Here is a 14,905-nt window from a genome sequence, read left to right on the forward strand (position 1 = left end):
ACCGGTCAGGCCTCCTGAAACGTCTGATCGAAAAATTCATTCAGCCGGAGCTGGGCAGCGTCTTTGACCGCCTGAACCGGAATCTGTTCAACAAGTTCGTTAATGAAGGCCATTGTCAAAAGGGTATTGGCCTCGCGACGCCCGATGCCGCGGGATACCAGGTAGAACAGGGAAATCCTGTCAAGCTGGCCGATGGTGGCACCATGGGCACATTTGACGTCGTCCGCGTAAATCTCCAGCTCGGGCTTGGTATCGATCTCAGCACCGGTGGAGAGCAACAGGTTCTTGTTGTTCATGTTCGCGTTGGACTTCTGGGCATCCTCATGGATATGGATGCGGCCATTGAACACGGCGTGGGATTCGTCCGCAGCGATGTTGCGATAGGTTTCCTCGCTGTCGCAGTGGGCGGCCACGTGTTCAATAGAGGTATGGTTGTCGTAGTGCTGCTTGCCCTGGGTGACAACCACGCCGTTCAGCTTGCACTCACCGCCTTCGCCTTCCAGCCGAACCTGCAGGTCATGGCGACGCAGTGGCCCACCGAAGCCCACGCAGTGACTCTCGAAACGGGAGTTGGCGGCCTGGCGAACACCGGTAGCCCCGATGTGCTGTACATTTTCGCCTTCCATGACCAGCCGCACATTCGTGACCTGGGCCCCGTCTGCCAATACAAACTCGGTGACGGTATCCACCATGACCGGCTCCTCGCCGCTGGAGAGATATTCCTCTACCACCGTAATCTGACTGTGACGTGCGGCATCCACATAAATACGCGGGTACGCCGAGCCTGAAGCCGTGCCGGTTACTTCGTGCACGATGAACAGGGGCTGATCAAGAACCGCTTCCTTGTCCAACTGGATGTACAGGCCGTCTTCAAAGCGGGCGGAGTTCAGTCGCGCCATCTGTACGGCACGAGTGTCCAGTGTGTTGTCCAGGCGCTCGGCCAGGCCCGCGGCCTCGTCATCGTCCAGATCGGCGAAACGTTGAATGCGGATGCCGTCCAGGTCCGGAAAGTCCGAGGCTTCTGGAATCATCACGCCGTTATGGAACACCACGCGATAACCGGGAATCGACAAGCTATAGCCATCCTTGCCGGTCGCGGGCAGGGTGTTGGCCAGTTCGTCGGTCAGCTTCAGGTGCCGGCTGGAGTATTTCCAGTTTTCGGTTTTGCGGGTGGGCAATGGCATATCCACCAGTGCCGTACCCCGTTGTTTGCGCAGCTCAAGCAACGGCTCGGGCAGCGAATGCCCGCCCGGCTCGAGGAAGGCGCTGGAAATGGTTGGTGCTGGTTTCATTCCACGGCCTCCTTAGCTGGCTGCACTGGGGGTGGCTTCTTCGTCTTTCACGCCGAGCCAGCCGTAGCCACGCTCTTCGAGCTCGAGGGCCAGCTCTCGACCCCCGGATTTGACGATCCTGCCACCGGCCAGTACGTGAACATGGTCTGGCACAATGTGGTTCAGCAGGCGCTGGTAGTGAGTCACCATCAGAATGGCACGGTCTTCGGCGCGCAGGGCGTTCACGCCCTTGGAAACTACCTGCAGGGCGTCAATATCGAGCCCTGAGTCTGTCTCATCCAGAATGGCCAGTTTTGGCTGCAGCAACAGCGCTTGAAGAATCTCATTGCGCTTCTTCTCGCCACCGGAGAAGCCTTCGTTGACGCCACGTTTGAGGAATGCCGGGTCCAGATCCACCTGTTTGGAAACCTCTTTGGCCAGCTTCATGAACTCCGCGGCGTTCATTTCCGGCTCGCCACGGTGTGTGCGCATGGCGTTGACGGCGGTGCGCAGGAACTGCAGGTTGCTGACGCCGGGAATCTCCACCGGATACTGGAATGCCAGGAAAATACCTTCACGAGCCCGCTCTTCGGTTTCAAGGTCCAGCAGGTTCTCGCCGTTCAGGCTGATTTCGCCCTGGGTTACCGCAAACGTCTCATTGCCCGCCAGCACCTGGGACAGGGTACTCTTGCCTGAGCCGTTCGGGCCCATGATGGCGTGAACTTCCCCGGCCTTGATCTCCAGGTTGATGCCCTTGAGGATCTCTTCACCCTCAACGGATGCGTGCAGGTTCTTGATGCTTAGCATTTCTGGCGTCTCTCTATAATCTGAAAACTGGTATCTGAAAATTTGTATATGAGCCTGGGCTTAACCAACGGACCCTTCAAGGCTGACTTCAAGCAACTTGCCAGCTTCCACGGCAAACTCCATCGGCAGCTCCTTGAACACCTCTTTACAGAAGCCGTTCACAATCATGGAAACCGCCTGCTCCGGGTCGATGCCACGCTGGCGGCAGAGGAACATCTGCTCGTCGCTGACCTTGGAGGTGGTTGCCTCGTGCTCAACGATGGCCGACTTGTTCTTGCTCTCGATGTACGGGAAGGTGTGGGCGCCACAGCGGTCGCCGATCAGCAGCGAATCACACTGGGTATAGTTACGTGCACCTTCCGCACCCGGGCCGAACTTCACCAGCCCGCGATAGGCGTTGGAGCTCTTGCCGGCGGAAATGCCCTTGGAAATGATGGTGCTGGACGTGTTCTTGCCCAGATGAATCATCTTGGTACCGGTATCCGCCTGCTGGTAATTGTTGGTCAGTGCCACCGAGTAGAATTCGCCCACGCTGTTGTCACCACGCAGCACGCAACTCGGATACTTCCAGGTCACCGCGGAACCGGTTTCGACCTGGGTCCAGGAAATCTTGGAGTTCTTGCCAATAGCGGCGCCTCGCTTGGTGACGAAGTTGAAGATGCCGCCTTTGCCATTCTCATCGCCCGGGTACCAGTTCTGCACCGTGGAATATTTGATCTGTGCATCGTCCAGGGCCACCAGTTCAACAACGGCAGCGTGAAGCTGGTTTTCGTCGCGCATCGGCGCGGTGCAGCCTTCCAGATAACTGACGTAGCTGCTGTCCTCGGCGATGATCAGGGTGCGCTCGAACTGCCCGGTATTGGCCGCGTTAATGCGGAAGTAAGTGGACAGTTCCATGGGGCAACGAACACCCTTGGGTACGTACACGAACGTGCCATCTGAAAACACGGCGGAGTTCAGGCCCGCGAAAAAGTTGTCGCCTGCAGGAACCACAGAGCCCAGATACTTTTTCACCAGTTCCGGGTAGTCCTGAATGGCCTCCGAAATGGAGCAGAAGATTACGCCAGCCTTGGCCAGCGGCTCCTTGAAGGTGGTCGCCACGGAAACGGAGTCGAATACGGCGTCAACAGCTACGCCGGCGAGCTTTTCACGCTCGTGTAGGGGAATGCCCAGTTTCTCGTAGGTCTTGAGCAGCTCAGGGTCGACTTCGTCGAGGCTCTGGGGCATGTCTTCCTTGCGCTTGGGCGCGGAGTAATAGGAAATCGAGTTGTAGTCGATTTTCGGATAACCCACGTGTGCCCAGTCCGGCTCGTCCATTTCCAGCCAGCGACGGTAGGCCTTCAGGCGCCATTCCAGCATCCATTCCGGCTCTTTCTTAATGGCGGAAAGGCGGGCAATGACGTCTTCGTTCAGGCCGGGCTCGAACGTGTCGGCTTCGATGTCTGTTACGAAACCGTGTTCGTATTCCCGTTTGATCAGCTCGTTCACCTCTTTATCGGTGGTCGCCATGATCGTCGCTCCGTATTCTCTCATCTCGGGCCTTGCAGCCCCTGGTGTCGCCGGTAGTCTCGTGTTCAGGGCTGCCGGGCGGATGTCATAAATTCATGCGTCGCAGTGATCGCCCCAGATCTGGGTGCGCCCTGCAATCGGTTTTTGGATGACGGATTGGGTGCGGCCCTGTTGAAAATCAAGGGCAATATCCGTTTCTTCTGGTGAGTGAGTATACAATACCAGAGTAAAATAGTCAGGTATTAAATTGCGCGTGTCGTGATTATACCTTAATCGACCCTTGTGGCACTAAGGGTGCGGTAATCGGGTCGATAGCCCGGCTCTTTGTGCTATTAGGCGGAGTGTGTCTTCCTGTCTGCGACTAAAGCCCAATATGGTTATTTTCGGCTAACATGTGTACGCTGACCAGCGCAGGTAAAGCGTGCCTGCAGGGAATGATCAGGAGACCGTGACATGCACTCAGAACCGATGAAGCCCCGCGCGGCTATGGCACCGTTCAGTGCGCGAGTGACTTCGTTGATTGCCGGGCATCTGGAGCGAGGTCGGGTAGGGGTGGAGGCTGTTGCCTCTCAACTGCACATGAGCCGGCACACGCTCCATAAAAGATTGAAAGAAGAAAACCTGACCTTTGCTGCGTTGCTTGAGGACATCCGGCGTGAACGGGCGCTGGCCTACCTGAAGGATCGCAGTAAGCCCCTGGTGGAAATCGCTGAACAGCTCGGGTTCTCCGAACTCAGTGCTTTCAGCCGTGCGTTCAAACGCTGGATGGGTAAATCGCCAGGAGCCTACCGCTCGCGGGTTGCTTAAGGAATATTGAAAACGCCGGGGCCGCAAATTTGTGCGTGCCCCGGCGGCTTGCTGCTGGGTGGTCAGGCTTTCTTGAAGATCAGCGTGCCATTGGTGCCGCCGAAGCCAAAGCTGTTGCTCATCACCAGGGGCAGATCCACGTTGTCCTGCCGTTCCCGCACGATGGGGTAGCCTTCGGCGCCCTCATCCAGGTTCTCGATATTGGCTGACGGAGCAATAAAGTTCCCCCGCTGCATGATCAGGCTGTAGATGGCCTCGTGCACACCGGCTGCGCCCAGAGCATGGCCGCAAAGTGGCTTGGTTGAGCTCAGTGGCGGTATCTTGTCGCCAAAGGTTTCCTTCAGGGCTTTGAGTTCGGTGACATCCCCCGCTGGCGTGCTGGTGCCGTGGGTGTTGATGTAGCTGATCTCGCCATCGATGTTTTTCATCGCCTGCTGCATGCAGCGAATGGCGCCCTCACCGCTGGGCGCCACCATATCGGCGCCGTCAGAGGTTGCGCCGAAGCCCACCAACTCGGCCAGGATGTTGGCTCCGCGAGCTTCCGCATGCTCCAGGGCTTCCAGTACCAGGATGCCGCCGCCGCCAGAGATGACGAAACCGTCCCGGTCCCGATCGTAGGTGCGGGAGGCTTTTCCGGGGGTGTCGTTGTATTTGGTGGAGAGCGCACCCATGGCGTCGAACATCAGGCTCAACGTCCAGTGGATGTCTTCACCGCCACCGGCAAACATCACGTCCTGGCGGCCCAGGGCAATCATATCGGCGGCATGGCCAATGGAATGGGCGCTGGTGGCGCAGGCTGAGGTGATGCCGTAGTTGATGCCGGTAATGCCAAATGCCGTGGCAAGAGAGGCGTTGATAGCGCTGCCCATGGTGCGGGGCACACGATAAGGTCCTACCCGGCGGATGCCTTTCTCACGGTGGGTGTCGATGGCGTCCATCAGCTCCACCGTTGATGCACCGCCAGCGCCGGTAATGACGCCGGTAGAGTTGGCGCGGATATGCTCTTCTGTCAGCCCGGCTTGTTCAATGGCTTCTTTCATCGCCAGGTAGGTGTAGCCGGAGGCCGGGCACATGAAGCGCATCAGTTTGCGGTCGATCAGTTCCGGCAGATTCAGGTCAATCTGTCCGCATACATGGCTGCGCAGACCGTTGTCCTTGGCTTCCTGGCTAAAGCCAATGCCAGGAATTGAATCCCGCAGGGACCGGGTTACTTCGTCTTGATTGGTTCCGAGGCTGGAGACGATTCCCATGCCTGTAATAACAACACGACGCATTTAATGGCTCCTAGAAGTCATCCGTAGAATTGAACATGCCGACCTTCAGGTCTTTGGCGGTGTATATTTCCCGGCCATCCACTTCCATACGGGCATCGGCAATGGCCATGGTGAGCTTGCGGCGGATGACCCGTTTGATGTCGAGGTGATACCGAACGAGTTTGTTCGTGGGTAGCACCTGGCCGGAAAACTTCACCTCACCGCTTCCAAGCGCGCGCCCCTTGCCTTCACCTCCGGTGGCTGCCAGGAAAAAACCCACCAACTGCCACATGGCGTCCAGGCCCAGACAGCCGGGCATGACCGGATCGTCCACAAAATGAACCTTGAAGAACCAGAGGTCCGGGTTGATGTCCAGCTCCGCAACGATGCTGCCTTTGCCATAGAGCCCGTCGGTTTCGCTGAAATGGGTAACGCGGTCCATCATCAGCATTTCATTGATGGGCAGTCGCATCTTGCCGGGGAAGAGCGTGCCTTGTCCGCAGGCTTCCAGATCGGCTTTGGTAAAGTGATCAGGGGTCATAATGCCAGTGTTCCTGTTACAAAATGGTTTCTTATACTTTAGCTGGTATTACCGCTAAGGCTATTGACCATTGGTTGCAGTTTGCAGTCGGGCACAAATTTTCTGAGACGATTCCCCACTTCGCCATGGCGACGCCACCCTGGCCAACGACTCCGGAGGTCAGCGCCCCCCGGATTTCTCAGATACCTGCTTAGTCAGTTCCTGCAACTGTTGCTGAACCGCCTTTAACTGGCGTGCGATCTCGTCCCGTTCATCGTGGGCTTTTTGGGCCTGCTCCGCATTCTGTTCCTCACTCATGACTTCCAGGATAGCCCCGATCATCATGTTGAGGAATACGAAGGCCGTCAGGAATATGAACGTCAGGTAGTAGAGCCAACTGAGCGGGTAGGATTCCATCGTGGCATACATCACATCCGTCCAGTCCTCGAAGGTTGCCACCCGGAACAGAGTAAGCATGGCTATGGCGACATCGCCCCAAAGGGTCTCGTCCACGTCGGCAAAGAACATTGAGCCCATGGCCGCATAAATGTAGAAAATGATAAACATCAACAGGGCGATGTAGCCCATGCGCGGGATGGCTTTCAGAAGAGAGTTGATCAGGAAGCGCAGCTCGGGCACCACAGAGACCAGGCGCAACACCCGGAACACTCGCAACAATCGGCCAAGCAGCACGGCGTCGGAGTTGTCCAGTGGAATAAGGCTGCCAACCACGACCAGTGTGTCGAACAGGTTCCAGCCGTCCATCAGAAAGCGTTTCTTGTTGGGGCAGGCAGCAAAACGGAACAGGATTTCTATCAGGAAAAACAAGGTGATGGCGTTGTCCATCACGCTAAGGGAAGCCTCCACCAGTGGCGGAAGCTCATAGGTCTTTGCGCCAATGGTGAGCGCCGACAGGATGATGATGCCGATAACCACGCTCTGGAAGATCCGGCTGGACTCAATGCGGCGCAGTTGTTCGAATCCGGTTGTGGGGCTTGGTTGGTCGGACATGGGAAAACAGCAACTCCATAACGATCGCGGAGCCTGAATTCTAAAGGGAGTGGGCCGGATTGGGTAGCGGGAACTGCGCTCAGGCGTTGGCGAGTATGATCCGCCACTGCTCTTCAGTAACGGGCATCACCGACAGGCGGTTGCCTCGCCTGATCAATGCCAGACCCTCAAGCCCTGGCAGGGACTTGATTTCATCCAGTGGGATCAGTCGCGGGAGCTTTTTCTCAAAGGCCATATCCACGGCCTGCCAGCGCGGTTTTTCCGGTGTGCTTTTGGGGTCGTAGTAGGGCGAATCTTCCCGGAACTGGGTCGGGTCCGGATAGGCGGAAGTCACGACGCGGACAATCCCCGCCACGCCAATGTGTTTGCAGCTGGAGTGGTAAACAAACACGTCGTCCCCCTCGGCCATTTCCCGCAGGAAATTTCGCGCCTGATAGTTGCGCACTCCGTCCCAGGGGATGGTCTGATCCTTCGCGTTCTCAAAGTCATCGATGCTGCATTCGGTCGGTTCGGTCTTGACCAGCCACTTTGCCATTGTTCGGCTCCCGACATGGTGAGGTTATACAGTATAACCAAAATCCGGCTCGTCTGGCCGTTATGGCACGGTCACGCTGTCACAGGGTATGGGGCAGGACGCCGTAGTAGATTGCGCTGAAGTGCAGGGCGCTGCCGCCGATGACGAACAGGTGCCATACCGCATGCATGTAGGGAATGCGGTCCGCAAGGTAGAAGCCGACGCCGGCTGTATAGACCACGCCACCCGCGATGGTCAGGTAGAGGGCTGTCTCGCTGATGCTCGCTACCAGGTCCGATGAGGCGAAGGTGATCAGCCAACCCATGGCAATGTAGATACCTACACGTGCCAGTTTGAAGCGGTTCTGGAAGATGACTTTCAGAACCACGCCGGTAGCCGCCAGGGACCAGATGATGGCAAACAGGGTCCAGCCGCTGGTACCGCGCATGTTGACCAGCAGGAAAGGGGTGTAGGTGCCGGCGATCAGCACGAAGATGGCGCAGTGATCCAGGGTCTTGAACAGCGCTCGCATCCGGGGATGGCGAGCACCATGGTAAAGCGCCGATGCCAGGTAAAGCATGATCAGGGACGCGCCAAAAATGCTGAAGCTTACAACCTTCCAGACATCACCCAGTTGGCTGGCCGCGACGATCAATGCAACCGTGCCGATCACGCTAAGAAGGGCGCCGAGGCCGTGGGTGGCACTGTTCAGCCATTCCTCGATACGGTGATGGACGGATTCTTCGGGGTTCTCGCGAGCTTTCATGGGTACCTGGTTCGGTTCTGTCATGCCGCTACGGTACTTCAGCGTACAGGTGTACGCAATAGACGAAGTGTGACGTGTTGTTCAGCTCGAACCTGTAATGACACTGTTCGATGGATTATCCCGAGCTGCGGCCGTTGCCGGACGCCTTTTTCAGCCTTGAGAAGGTTGCCGGCACCACGCCCAGCCACGACGCCAGCTGGTTGTCCGGCACCCGCTTGATCAGCTCGGGATACTCGTCCAGCAACAGCCGGTAACGCTCCTGGGCCGGCATGGTTTGCTTGCGGAACTCCCTCATGCTGGTCAGCTCGGCGACTTCCTCCGTCAGCACAATGGCGAACTTTTCCCAGGCGCCATCCCCCTGTGCCTGGACTGCTGCCCGGAACGCGGAAAAATCGGCCACCCAGAGTGTTGCGGGGGTAACGGCTGTGAGGCACAGGGTGTTGCGGGAAGTTCGGCTTCTGCCAAAGACAGGCCAGATCAGATCCCCTTCCGTGAAAAAATGGTGGATGGCCACCTTTCCCGCCAGTGATTCCCGGAACAGTCGAAGCACACCGTGCTGGATCAGGTACACGTTACCCCAGGGGCGGTTGTGTCGCTCCAGATCGGTTTCAGCGTCCACCCGGCATTTCTGGAACAGTCCGCCCAGTTCACTGACGAAGCGCTGTTGGGGGTTGTCGCTGTCGTTGCTCAGATGAATGCCAAAGCAGTGGCTGAGCCCACTGAGTAACGCATGGGACTCCGGCGCGGGCTCATGCCAGATAATATCCCGGTGTCGCTCTGCCAGCATGCAGGGGGGCGATGAGCTGGCAATCGGTTCCTGTTTCATGGGAGCACCTTGGCTGAGTCGGTTGTCGGAGTTTGGCATCTGGATAGGTACATTCAAAATAAATTAAACCAGTTTGTCTTAGCGGCTGAATCAATATTCCTGCTGGTGTTAAACTCGGTGCCTTTCTTGCCCTGTACCGGAGTCAGCATGGCCGCGGCCCTCGCACTGTTCTACAAACTGCTCCCCCTGTATATCACGGTTGCCCTGGGTTGGGTTGCCGGGCGTTATCTTCAGGCCAGCGGTAAACACATCGCCGGTATCATGCTCTACATTGTAACGCCCTCTGTGGTGTTTTCCGGCGTTATGGCGGCACCGCTCTCGACGGAAGTGATCCTGTTGCCACTACTGGTTTTTACGCTGTGTTCGGTGCTCGGTTTTGCGCACATGAGGATTGCCCGCGGAATAATCTCGGACGGCAGTGCCAGTCTTATTCCGTTGTCGGTGGGCACGGGCAATACCGGTTATTTTGGCATACCGGTGGCATTGCTGCTGTTTGGTCAGGAAGGACTGGCGCTTTATATCGTGTGCATGCTGGGTACGACGCTGTTCGAGAATTCCGTGGGCTTCTATCTGGCCGCCCGGGGACGGTACAGCCTCAAGGATTCCCTCGTGAGGGTGGCGCGGCTGCCTTCGGTCTACGCCTTTATGTTGGCGGTTGTGCTGAACCTGAACGGATTTTCCATCCCGGATGTTTTCACGCCGCTTTTCGACAACCTTCGTGGGGCCTACAGCGTCCTCGGCATGATGATTATTGGCATGGGGATTCTCAGTTTTCGCGGGCTGGCGGGCAACCCGCGTTTTACCGGCCTGGCGTTCTTCGGCAAGTTCGTGTCCTGGCCGCTGGCAGCCATCCTGCTCTGGTGGCTGGATGCCCGTTTCTTCGGTATCTATAACCTGGCCGTCTACCAGGCGATTTTCCTGATTTCCATAACGCCCATTGCCGCCAATACGGTGGTCATAGCCACGCTGCTGGACACCGCGCCAAAACAGGCCGCCGGCACTGCCTTGCTGAGCACCTTGTTTGCCCTGGCGTTTATTCCGGTGATGGTGGCCCTGGTTATGCCGTAACCCGGGGAGCGGTGCGTAAGGTGAACAAGCCCGCTATCAGGCCGGTGAGCGCGCCAAGCCAGTGGGATTGGACGATGACATGGCCCCCAATCAATGGGTTTTCGCCAACCGCCGGGTATAGAAACACCTCCGTTGCCATCTTCAGCAGAATGAATGCCAGTATGGTGATGCTCCAGCGGGTATCCGTTTTGATATTGAACAAGGCCGTAAACACCAGAAGCCCATGAAGACAGCCTGAAAACCCCCGATACCAGTCAACCTCGGGCGCCGCCAGAAACAGGCCTGAAGAGATGGCGAGAGGGGAGAGAATCAGGTAGCTTATCCAGCTCGGCAGGGGGGGATGCCTTGTGAACAACAGGCCGGTTACCAGTAGCCCCGCCAGGTTGAGTAGCAGGTGGTTCGGGCCCAGGTGGGTCCAGTGGCCGGTGAGCAGCCGCCAGTACTCGCCGCCAGGAATACCCTCACGAGACCATTCCAGAGCGCTTGCCGGCCACAGGAATGCAGCCGCCAGCAGCGCTGCCAGTACCGTGAATCTCGGCCAGTAAGGGAACAGTTGTGGTGATCGTGTGTGTGTCATAAATACACGGCGTTACGCAAAACGCCTGGTGCCCTGTTTGCGAAGTGATTAGATTTTGTGCACCCCCTTTAAACAACAAAACAGGGATGTTCAATGCAGTTCAAGTTTATACAGGTTGTTGCGGCCATAATCACCCTCATGCTCCTTGCTGTAACCCCTGTGGTTGCGGACACCAGCACGGCTCGTGATATCTGGATCGACGGCCATGATTACGCAGCGGTGTTGGAGGAGAACTTGCGGGTGGACAACACCCGGGATTCCGACCTTGCCGGCACTCACTATAAAGGGCACTTCCCGGAAGACCCGGACAGTTGGGTGAGGGTTTCCCGCCTGGACAGCGGTTGGGAAGGCTTGGCGTACGTTTTCGGGCGTATGCATGCCATCGGCGATGCCCCTCGTGCCAGTCGCGTGACCAGTTTTAGTACCAGCCAGTTGGAGGCGCCGCAGTGCGGTCTTGATCATCTCCATGGCCGAACATTCATCACTCCGCAAAGCTTGACCGGTCGTGCCATGGCGCAGGCGGTCTCCGCCAGTTACGACACACTCTGCGCAAACAAGGTAGACGGCGCCTGCTTGATGCTGGAACTTGAGCTGGCATTTGACCAGCAGTTCCAGGATCGCTTCCCGGGCGACTTCCAGGGCCGTGCAGGAGCCATACTGAATATGGTGGAGGGCTTCTACGCCGATCAGTTCGGGATTGTGTTCGATACCTTATCGCTGACGTTCACCGGGCCGGGGACGTTCGACAGCACCACGGATGCGGGAACCCTGCTGGACGACGTAACTGCCCGGAGAGGCAGCCGAATTTTACCGTTCCTGGAAAGCGAACGGTCGATATTTCACCTGATCAGTGGTCGCGATTTTGCTGGCTCCACGGCAGGTCTGGCGTGGGTTGGTACGGTGTGTTACTCGCAAGGCTATGCCTCCGGTATTACCAATGCTTATAACTCTAACGCAACCACTGCGGTTGTGATCGCCCACGAGATTGGCCATAACCTGGGGGCAAGCCACGACTCGCCAGATAATGGGTGCGATGAAGGCGTAAATATCATGAGCCCTTATGTGGTGTCCTCGGCCACGCAGTTTTCCCAGTGCTCCGACGATGCCATTACCAACAGGATTTCCCAGCTAAATTCGGTCGAACAATGTTTTAACTTCCCGGCGGATGCGGGGCTCACCGCCGTCTCCGGAAACCCGAGTGAGGTTCAGGCTCAGTCGTCGTTTCAGGCGCATTTCGACATTGCGTATCGCCGGGCTGCCGAGCCAGCAGACGGCCTTGTCGTTGCAGGGGCTATCGGTGATCAGGAGGGGCGCTTGCTTGGCGTCAGTGTAGGTGGCGCAGCCTGTACCTTGCTGGGCACCGATGCCTATGACTGTGGTGAAATACAGGCTAGAACGGGGCTTCAGCTCAGCGTTCACGCGGTTGCCGGCGATCGCCCGACTTTCAGTTTGCTGCAGAATGTGAGTCTGGCCAGCAACAGCGGTGACGTTAAGGATATCCGGCCGATAAACGATTCGATACTGACGGAAATTGCGGTTACCGACAATGAGTCTGGGACGACGGGAGATCCGGACGACGCTGAACCGACATCAGGCACGCCGGAAGCCACCGGCTCGGATTCCGGAGGCGGTGGTGGCGGTGGTTCCGTTTCCTGGTGGTGGCTTGTGGCCGCAGTATTCGCGGCAGGCCTTCGTGGTCAGGGCCGTGTGGGCCAGCCAGTACGAGTTATCGGACTTCCGGGCTGGCGGAACTGACTGACGCCTGTTTGGCGCCTTCAATATCCTTCCGGGCATGACGCACTACGCTGACACCCGCGGTAATAGCCAAGCCGCCCATGATGGTCGCCACGGCCAGGTCAGGCCACGCGGTGCCAGTACCAAATACCCCCAGGGCGGCCACCATGACAGCGACATTGCCGATAGCATCGTTGCGACTGCACAGCCACACCGAGCGCATGTCAGAATCACCGTCCCGATAGCGGAACAGTATCAGTGCCACAACGACGTTTGCCACCAGTGCCATAAGGCCCACGACCCCCATGGTCAGCGGCTCCGGTGTGATGCCGCTCTGAAGTACCCAGATGGCCCGGGCGAGTACGATGACACCGAAAACGGCCATCGTAATACCTTTCACCAGGGCGGCCCGGCCGCGCCAAAGCATACCCATGGAAAGTACGGTCAGGGACAGCACGTAGTTGGCGCTGTCGCCAAAGAAGTCGATGGCATCGGCCATCAACGACACCGACCCGGATTGAAGGCTTGCGATGCCTTCCACCAGAAACATTGCAAGGTTGACCCAAAGCGCAATCCACAATGCCTTTCGAAAGCCTGGAGCGGGGGATTTTGGGTTGGGGGCGGAGCAGCTACTGCAGGCCATGAATACCTCCTTATGTGAGACTGTATTCATTAAAAACCCTGTAGCTACTACAGAGTCAAACCCCGTCGCGAAAATGGTGTTCAACGAGAGCCGTGAGTGCCGGGAATATGGTTGTGGTTGCCGGAGGACGCTTCGTGGGCCGGCTCCGAAGTCAGTCCGCCGAGGATGCCGCACTCGCTGACTGTACGGCCTTCGGAGCAGGCATGCTGCAGTTGTTCAAGGGTATCTTCCAGGCTTTCAAGCTCCTGCAAACGCTCGCGTACATGGCTGAGGTGCCGAGCCAGAAGGGCATCCACCTCACTGCAATCAGAGTCCGGCTGGTCGGCCAGGCGTATGAGCTCCCGGATTTCGTCCTGTGCCATATCCAGGTTACGGCAACGTTTGATGAACAGCAGACGATCAAGGTGGCTTTGCCGGTATTGGCGATAGCCACTGGCCAGGCGGTCGGGTGCCGGCACCAGCCCGATTTTTTCGTAGTAGCGAATGGTTTCTACCGGAATGCCTGTGGTTTTCGAAATTTCGCCAATTTTCATGGTTGTTCGCCTGCCGTTTGTCCGCCAAGACCGTTATGGGTTCCTGACCGGCTTCAATGGTTCCAGATTTTTCCGGTTGGCCAGAAATTCAGGCCGTGGTTTATTGCCACAATAAGGCTCTTCCAGAGTATTGTGAACGCTGTTGTAAACGAAAAACAGGTTGCTTCGCGGCCAGCACGACATATTCACGTTGGAACCATGCAGCGTGTTGCACTCGAAGATGATCAACGACCCCGGTGGGCCCTTCGGTGCCTCAATGGCGTTCTCGTCCATCAACCGGGTCAGACTGGCGGCGTCCGGCACCCCGAGATCCTGGCTCTTGAGGGATTCCTTGTAGTTGTCCTCCGGCGTGCGACCGACGCAGGGGATAAAATACTTCTGGGAACCCGGAATCAGCATCAACGGGCCGTTGAACTCGTTGTTGTCGGTCATCACGATGGAACAACTGAGGCTGCGCATGCGCGGCATGCCATCCTCGCTGTGCCAGGTTTCGAAATCGGAATGCCAGTTGAACCCCTTGCCTTTGAAACCGGGCTTGTAGTTGATCCGCGACTGGTGAATGTAGACCTCGCTGTCCAGCAACTGACGCACGATGTTGAGAAGGTGAGCATCACGGGTCAGCCGGTCAAAGCGCTCCGAAATGTCATGAATGCCGAAGATGGATCGAATCTCCTCCTTTCCGGGCTCAAGAATGGTGCCCTCAGACAGCTTGAGGTCGTCATCGTCCTCGTAGTCTTTAAGCTCTTTGATAAACCCGTCCATCTCGTCCTTGGAGAAGAAGGAATCAAAAAACAGAAACCCCTCTCGTCGAACTCTCGCACCTGCTTGGCGGACAGTGGGCCGTCTGACAGGCGCTCCGAAGGGGTGTGTACCACAGGATCCAGTCGCTCAAACATGCCCAGTTTGCGTTCGAGGCGTGTCGGAAACAGGTCTTGTGGGCGTGCCATATGTGTCCTCCTTATTGCGTAGGTAACCTGATTCGTTGGGGTCTTAAGATGTATTTCAACCGTTGATATGGAGGAGACCCTTGAAACATCTTCGAGCGAGGCCGCAGTTTGAAAAGTCC

15 protein-coding genes and 1 pseudogene are annotated in these 14,905 nt (G+C 57.3%); 3 read left to right on the forward strand and 13 right to left on the reverse strand.

The annotated features are described in order from the left end of the window. Nucleotides 1–5: 5 nt before the first annotated feature. From sufD to sufB, 3 genes are read right to left on the reverse strand one after another with little or no spacing between them, the layout of a single operon-like run. Entirely contained in the window at nt 6–1,292 is a 1,287-nt protein-coding gene (gene sufD, locus B2590_RS07520) for a Fe-S cluster assembly protein SufD (protein ID WP_091642885.1), read from the reverse strand. A 12-nt stretch (nt 1,293–1,304) separates the two neighbouring features. Then, entirely contained in the window at nt 1,305–2,078 is a 774-nt protein-coding gene (gene sufC, locus B2590_RS07525) for a Fe-S cluster assembly ATPase SufC (RefSeq protein WP_286811501.1), read from the reverse strand. A 60-nt stretch (nt 2,079–2,138) separates the two neighbouring features. Next, a complete protein-coding gene (sufB, locus tag B2590_RS07530) occupies nt 2,139–3,587 on the reverse strand; it encodes a Fe-S cluster assembly protein SufB (RefSeq protein ID WP_075194399.1) in 1,449 nt (482 codons plus the stop codon). A 453-nt stretch (nt 3,588–4,040) separates the two neighbouring features. Between sufB and B2590_RS07535 the strand changes: the two genes are divergently transcribed. After that, complete coding sequence (locus B2590_RS07535) at nt 4,041–4,394, forward strand: helix-turn-helix transcriptional regulator (RefSeq protein ID WP_041334002.1); 354 nt, start codon at nt 4,041–4,043, stop codon at nt 4,392–4,394. Nucleotides 4,395–4,456: 62 nt separating this feature from the next. Here the strand turns inward: B2590_RS07535 and fabB are convergent, their stop codons facing one another. The 6 genes from fabB to B2590_RS07565 form a co-directional block, all read right to left on the reverse strand. Further along, nucleotides 4,457–5,668, reverse strand: a complete 1,212-nt coding sequence (fabB, locus tag B2590_RS07540; protein ID WP_085679192.1) for a beta-ketoacyl-ACP synthase I — start codon at nt 5,666–5,668, stop codon at nt 4,457–4,459. Nucleotides 5,669–5,678: 10 nt separating this feature from the next. Then, nucleotides 5,679–6,188, reverse strand: coding sequence for a bifunctional 3-hydroxydecanoyl-ACP dehydratase/trans-2-decenoyl-ACP isomerase (gene fabA / locus B2590_RS07545; protein WP_007153372.1), 510 nt, complete (start codon nt 6,186–6,188; stop codon nt 5,679–5,681). Nucleotides 6,189–6,347: 159 nt separating this feature from the next. Next, nucleotides 6,348–7,178, reverse strand: coding sequence for an ion transporter (locus tag B2590_RS07550; protein WP_036208834.1), 831 nt, complete (start codon nt 7,176–7,178; stop codon nt 6,348–6,350). 79 nt (nt 7,179–7,257) lie between these two features. Beyond that, nucleotides 7,258–7,713 carry an EVE domain-containing protein gene (locus B2590_RS07555; protein ID WP_286811500.1) on the reverse strand — a complete coding sequence of 152 codons (456 nt, stop codon included), beginning with the start codon at nt 7,711–7,713 and terminating at the stop codon, nt 7,258–7,260. A gap of 79 nt (nt 7,714–7,792) precedes the next feature. After that, the gene (gene trhA / locus B2590_RS07560; RefSeq protein WP_081899296.1) at nt 7,793–8,482 is read right to left on the reverse strand and encodes a PAQR family membrane homeostasis protein TrhA; all 690 of its coding nucleotides are present in this window, start codon (nt 8,480–8,482) and stop codon (nt 7,793–7,795) included. Between the two features lie 91 nt (nt 8,483–8,573). Then, complete coding sequence (locus B2590_RS07565; protein WP_085679204.1) at nt 8,574–9,284, reverse strand: Crp/Fnr family transcriptional regulator; 711 nt, start codon at nt 9,282–9,284, stop codon at nt 8,574–8,576. A gap of 147 nt (nt 9,285–9,431) precedes the next feature. Here B2590_RS07565 and B2590_RS07570 point away from each other — a divergent pair, with 147 nt between their 5' ends. Further along, nucleotides 9,432–10,352, forward strand: a complete 921-nt coding sequence (locus tag B2590_RS07570) for an AEC family transporter (protein WP_127401853.1) — start codon at nt 9,432–9,434, stop codon at nt 10,350–10,352. Here B2590_RS07570 and rrtA read toward each other — a convergent pair. Then, nucleotides 10,342–10,929 (reverse strand): rhombosortase, encoded by a 588-nt coding sequence (gene rrtA / locus B2590_RS07575; RefSeq protein ID WP_127401852.1) that lies wholly within the window; start codon nt 10,927–10,929, stop codon nt 10,342–10,344. The genes B2590_RS07570 and rrtA overlap by 11 nt on opposite strands. Nucleotides 10,930–11,022: 93 nt before the next feature. On the opposite strand from rrtA, the gene B2590_RS07580 reads away from it, so the two are divergent. After that, nucleotides 11,023–12,684 carry a M12 family metallo-peptidase gene (locus B2590_RS07580; protein WP_127401851.1) on the forward strand — a complete coding sequence of 554 codons (1,662 nt, stop codon included), beginning with the start codon at nt 11,023–11,025 and terminating at the stop codon, nt 12,682–12,684. Here the strand turns inward: B2590_RS07580 and B2590_RS07585 are convergent. The 3 genes and pseudogenes from B2590_RS07585 to thpD all read right to left on the reverse strand — a co-directional run bounded on the left by B2590_RS07585 (nt 12,656) and on the right by thpD (nt 14,786). Next, nucleotides 12,656–13,306, reverse strand: coding sequence for a cation transporter (locus tag B2590_RS07585; protein WP_041334016.1), 651 nt, complete (start codon nt 13,304–13,306; stop codon nt 12,656–12,658). The two genes, B2590_RS07580 and B2590_RS07585, sit on opposite strands and share 29 nt — an antisense overlap. An 80-nt stretch (nt 13,307–13,386) precedes the next feature. Next, entirely contained in the window at nt 13,387–13,839 is a 453-nt protein-coding gene (cadR, locus tag B2590_RS07590; RefSeq protein ID WP_085679212.1) for a Cd(II)/Pb(II)-responsive transcriptional regulator, read from the reverse strand. Between the two features lie 33 nt (nt 13,840–13,872). After that, a pseudogene (gene thpD, locus B2590_RS07595) lies at nt 13,873–14,786 on the reverse strand (ectoine hydroxylase). Nucleotides 14,787–14,905: the final 119 nt, after the last annotated feature.

Source organism: Marinobacter sp. UBA3604 (assembly GCF_002375325.1).
GTDB lineage: Bacteria > Pseudomonadota > Gammaproteobacteria > Pseudomonadales > Oleiphilaceae > Marinobacter > Marinobacter salarius.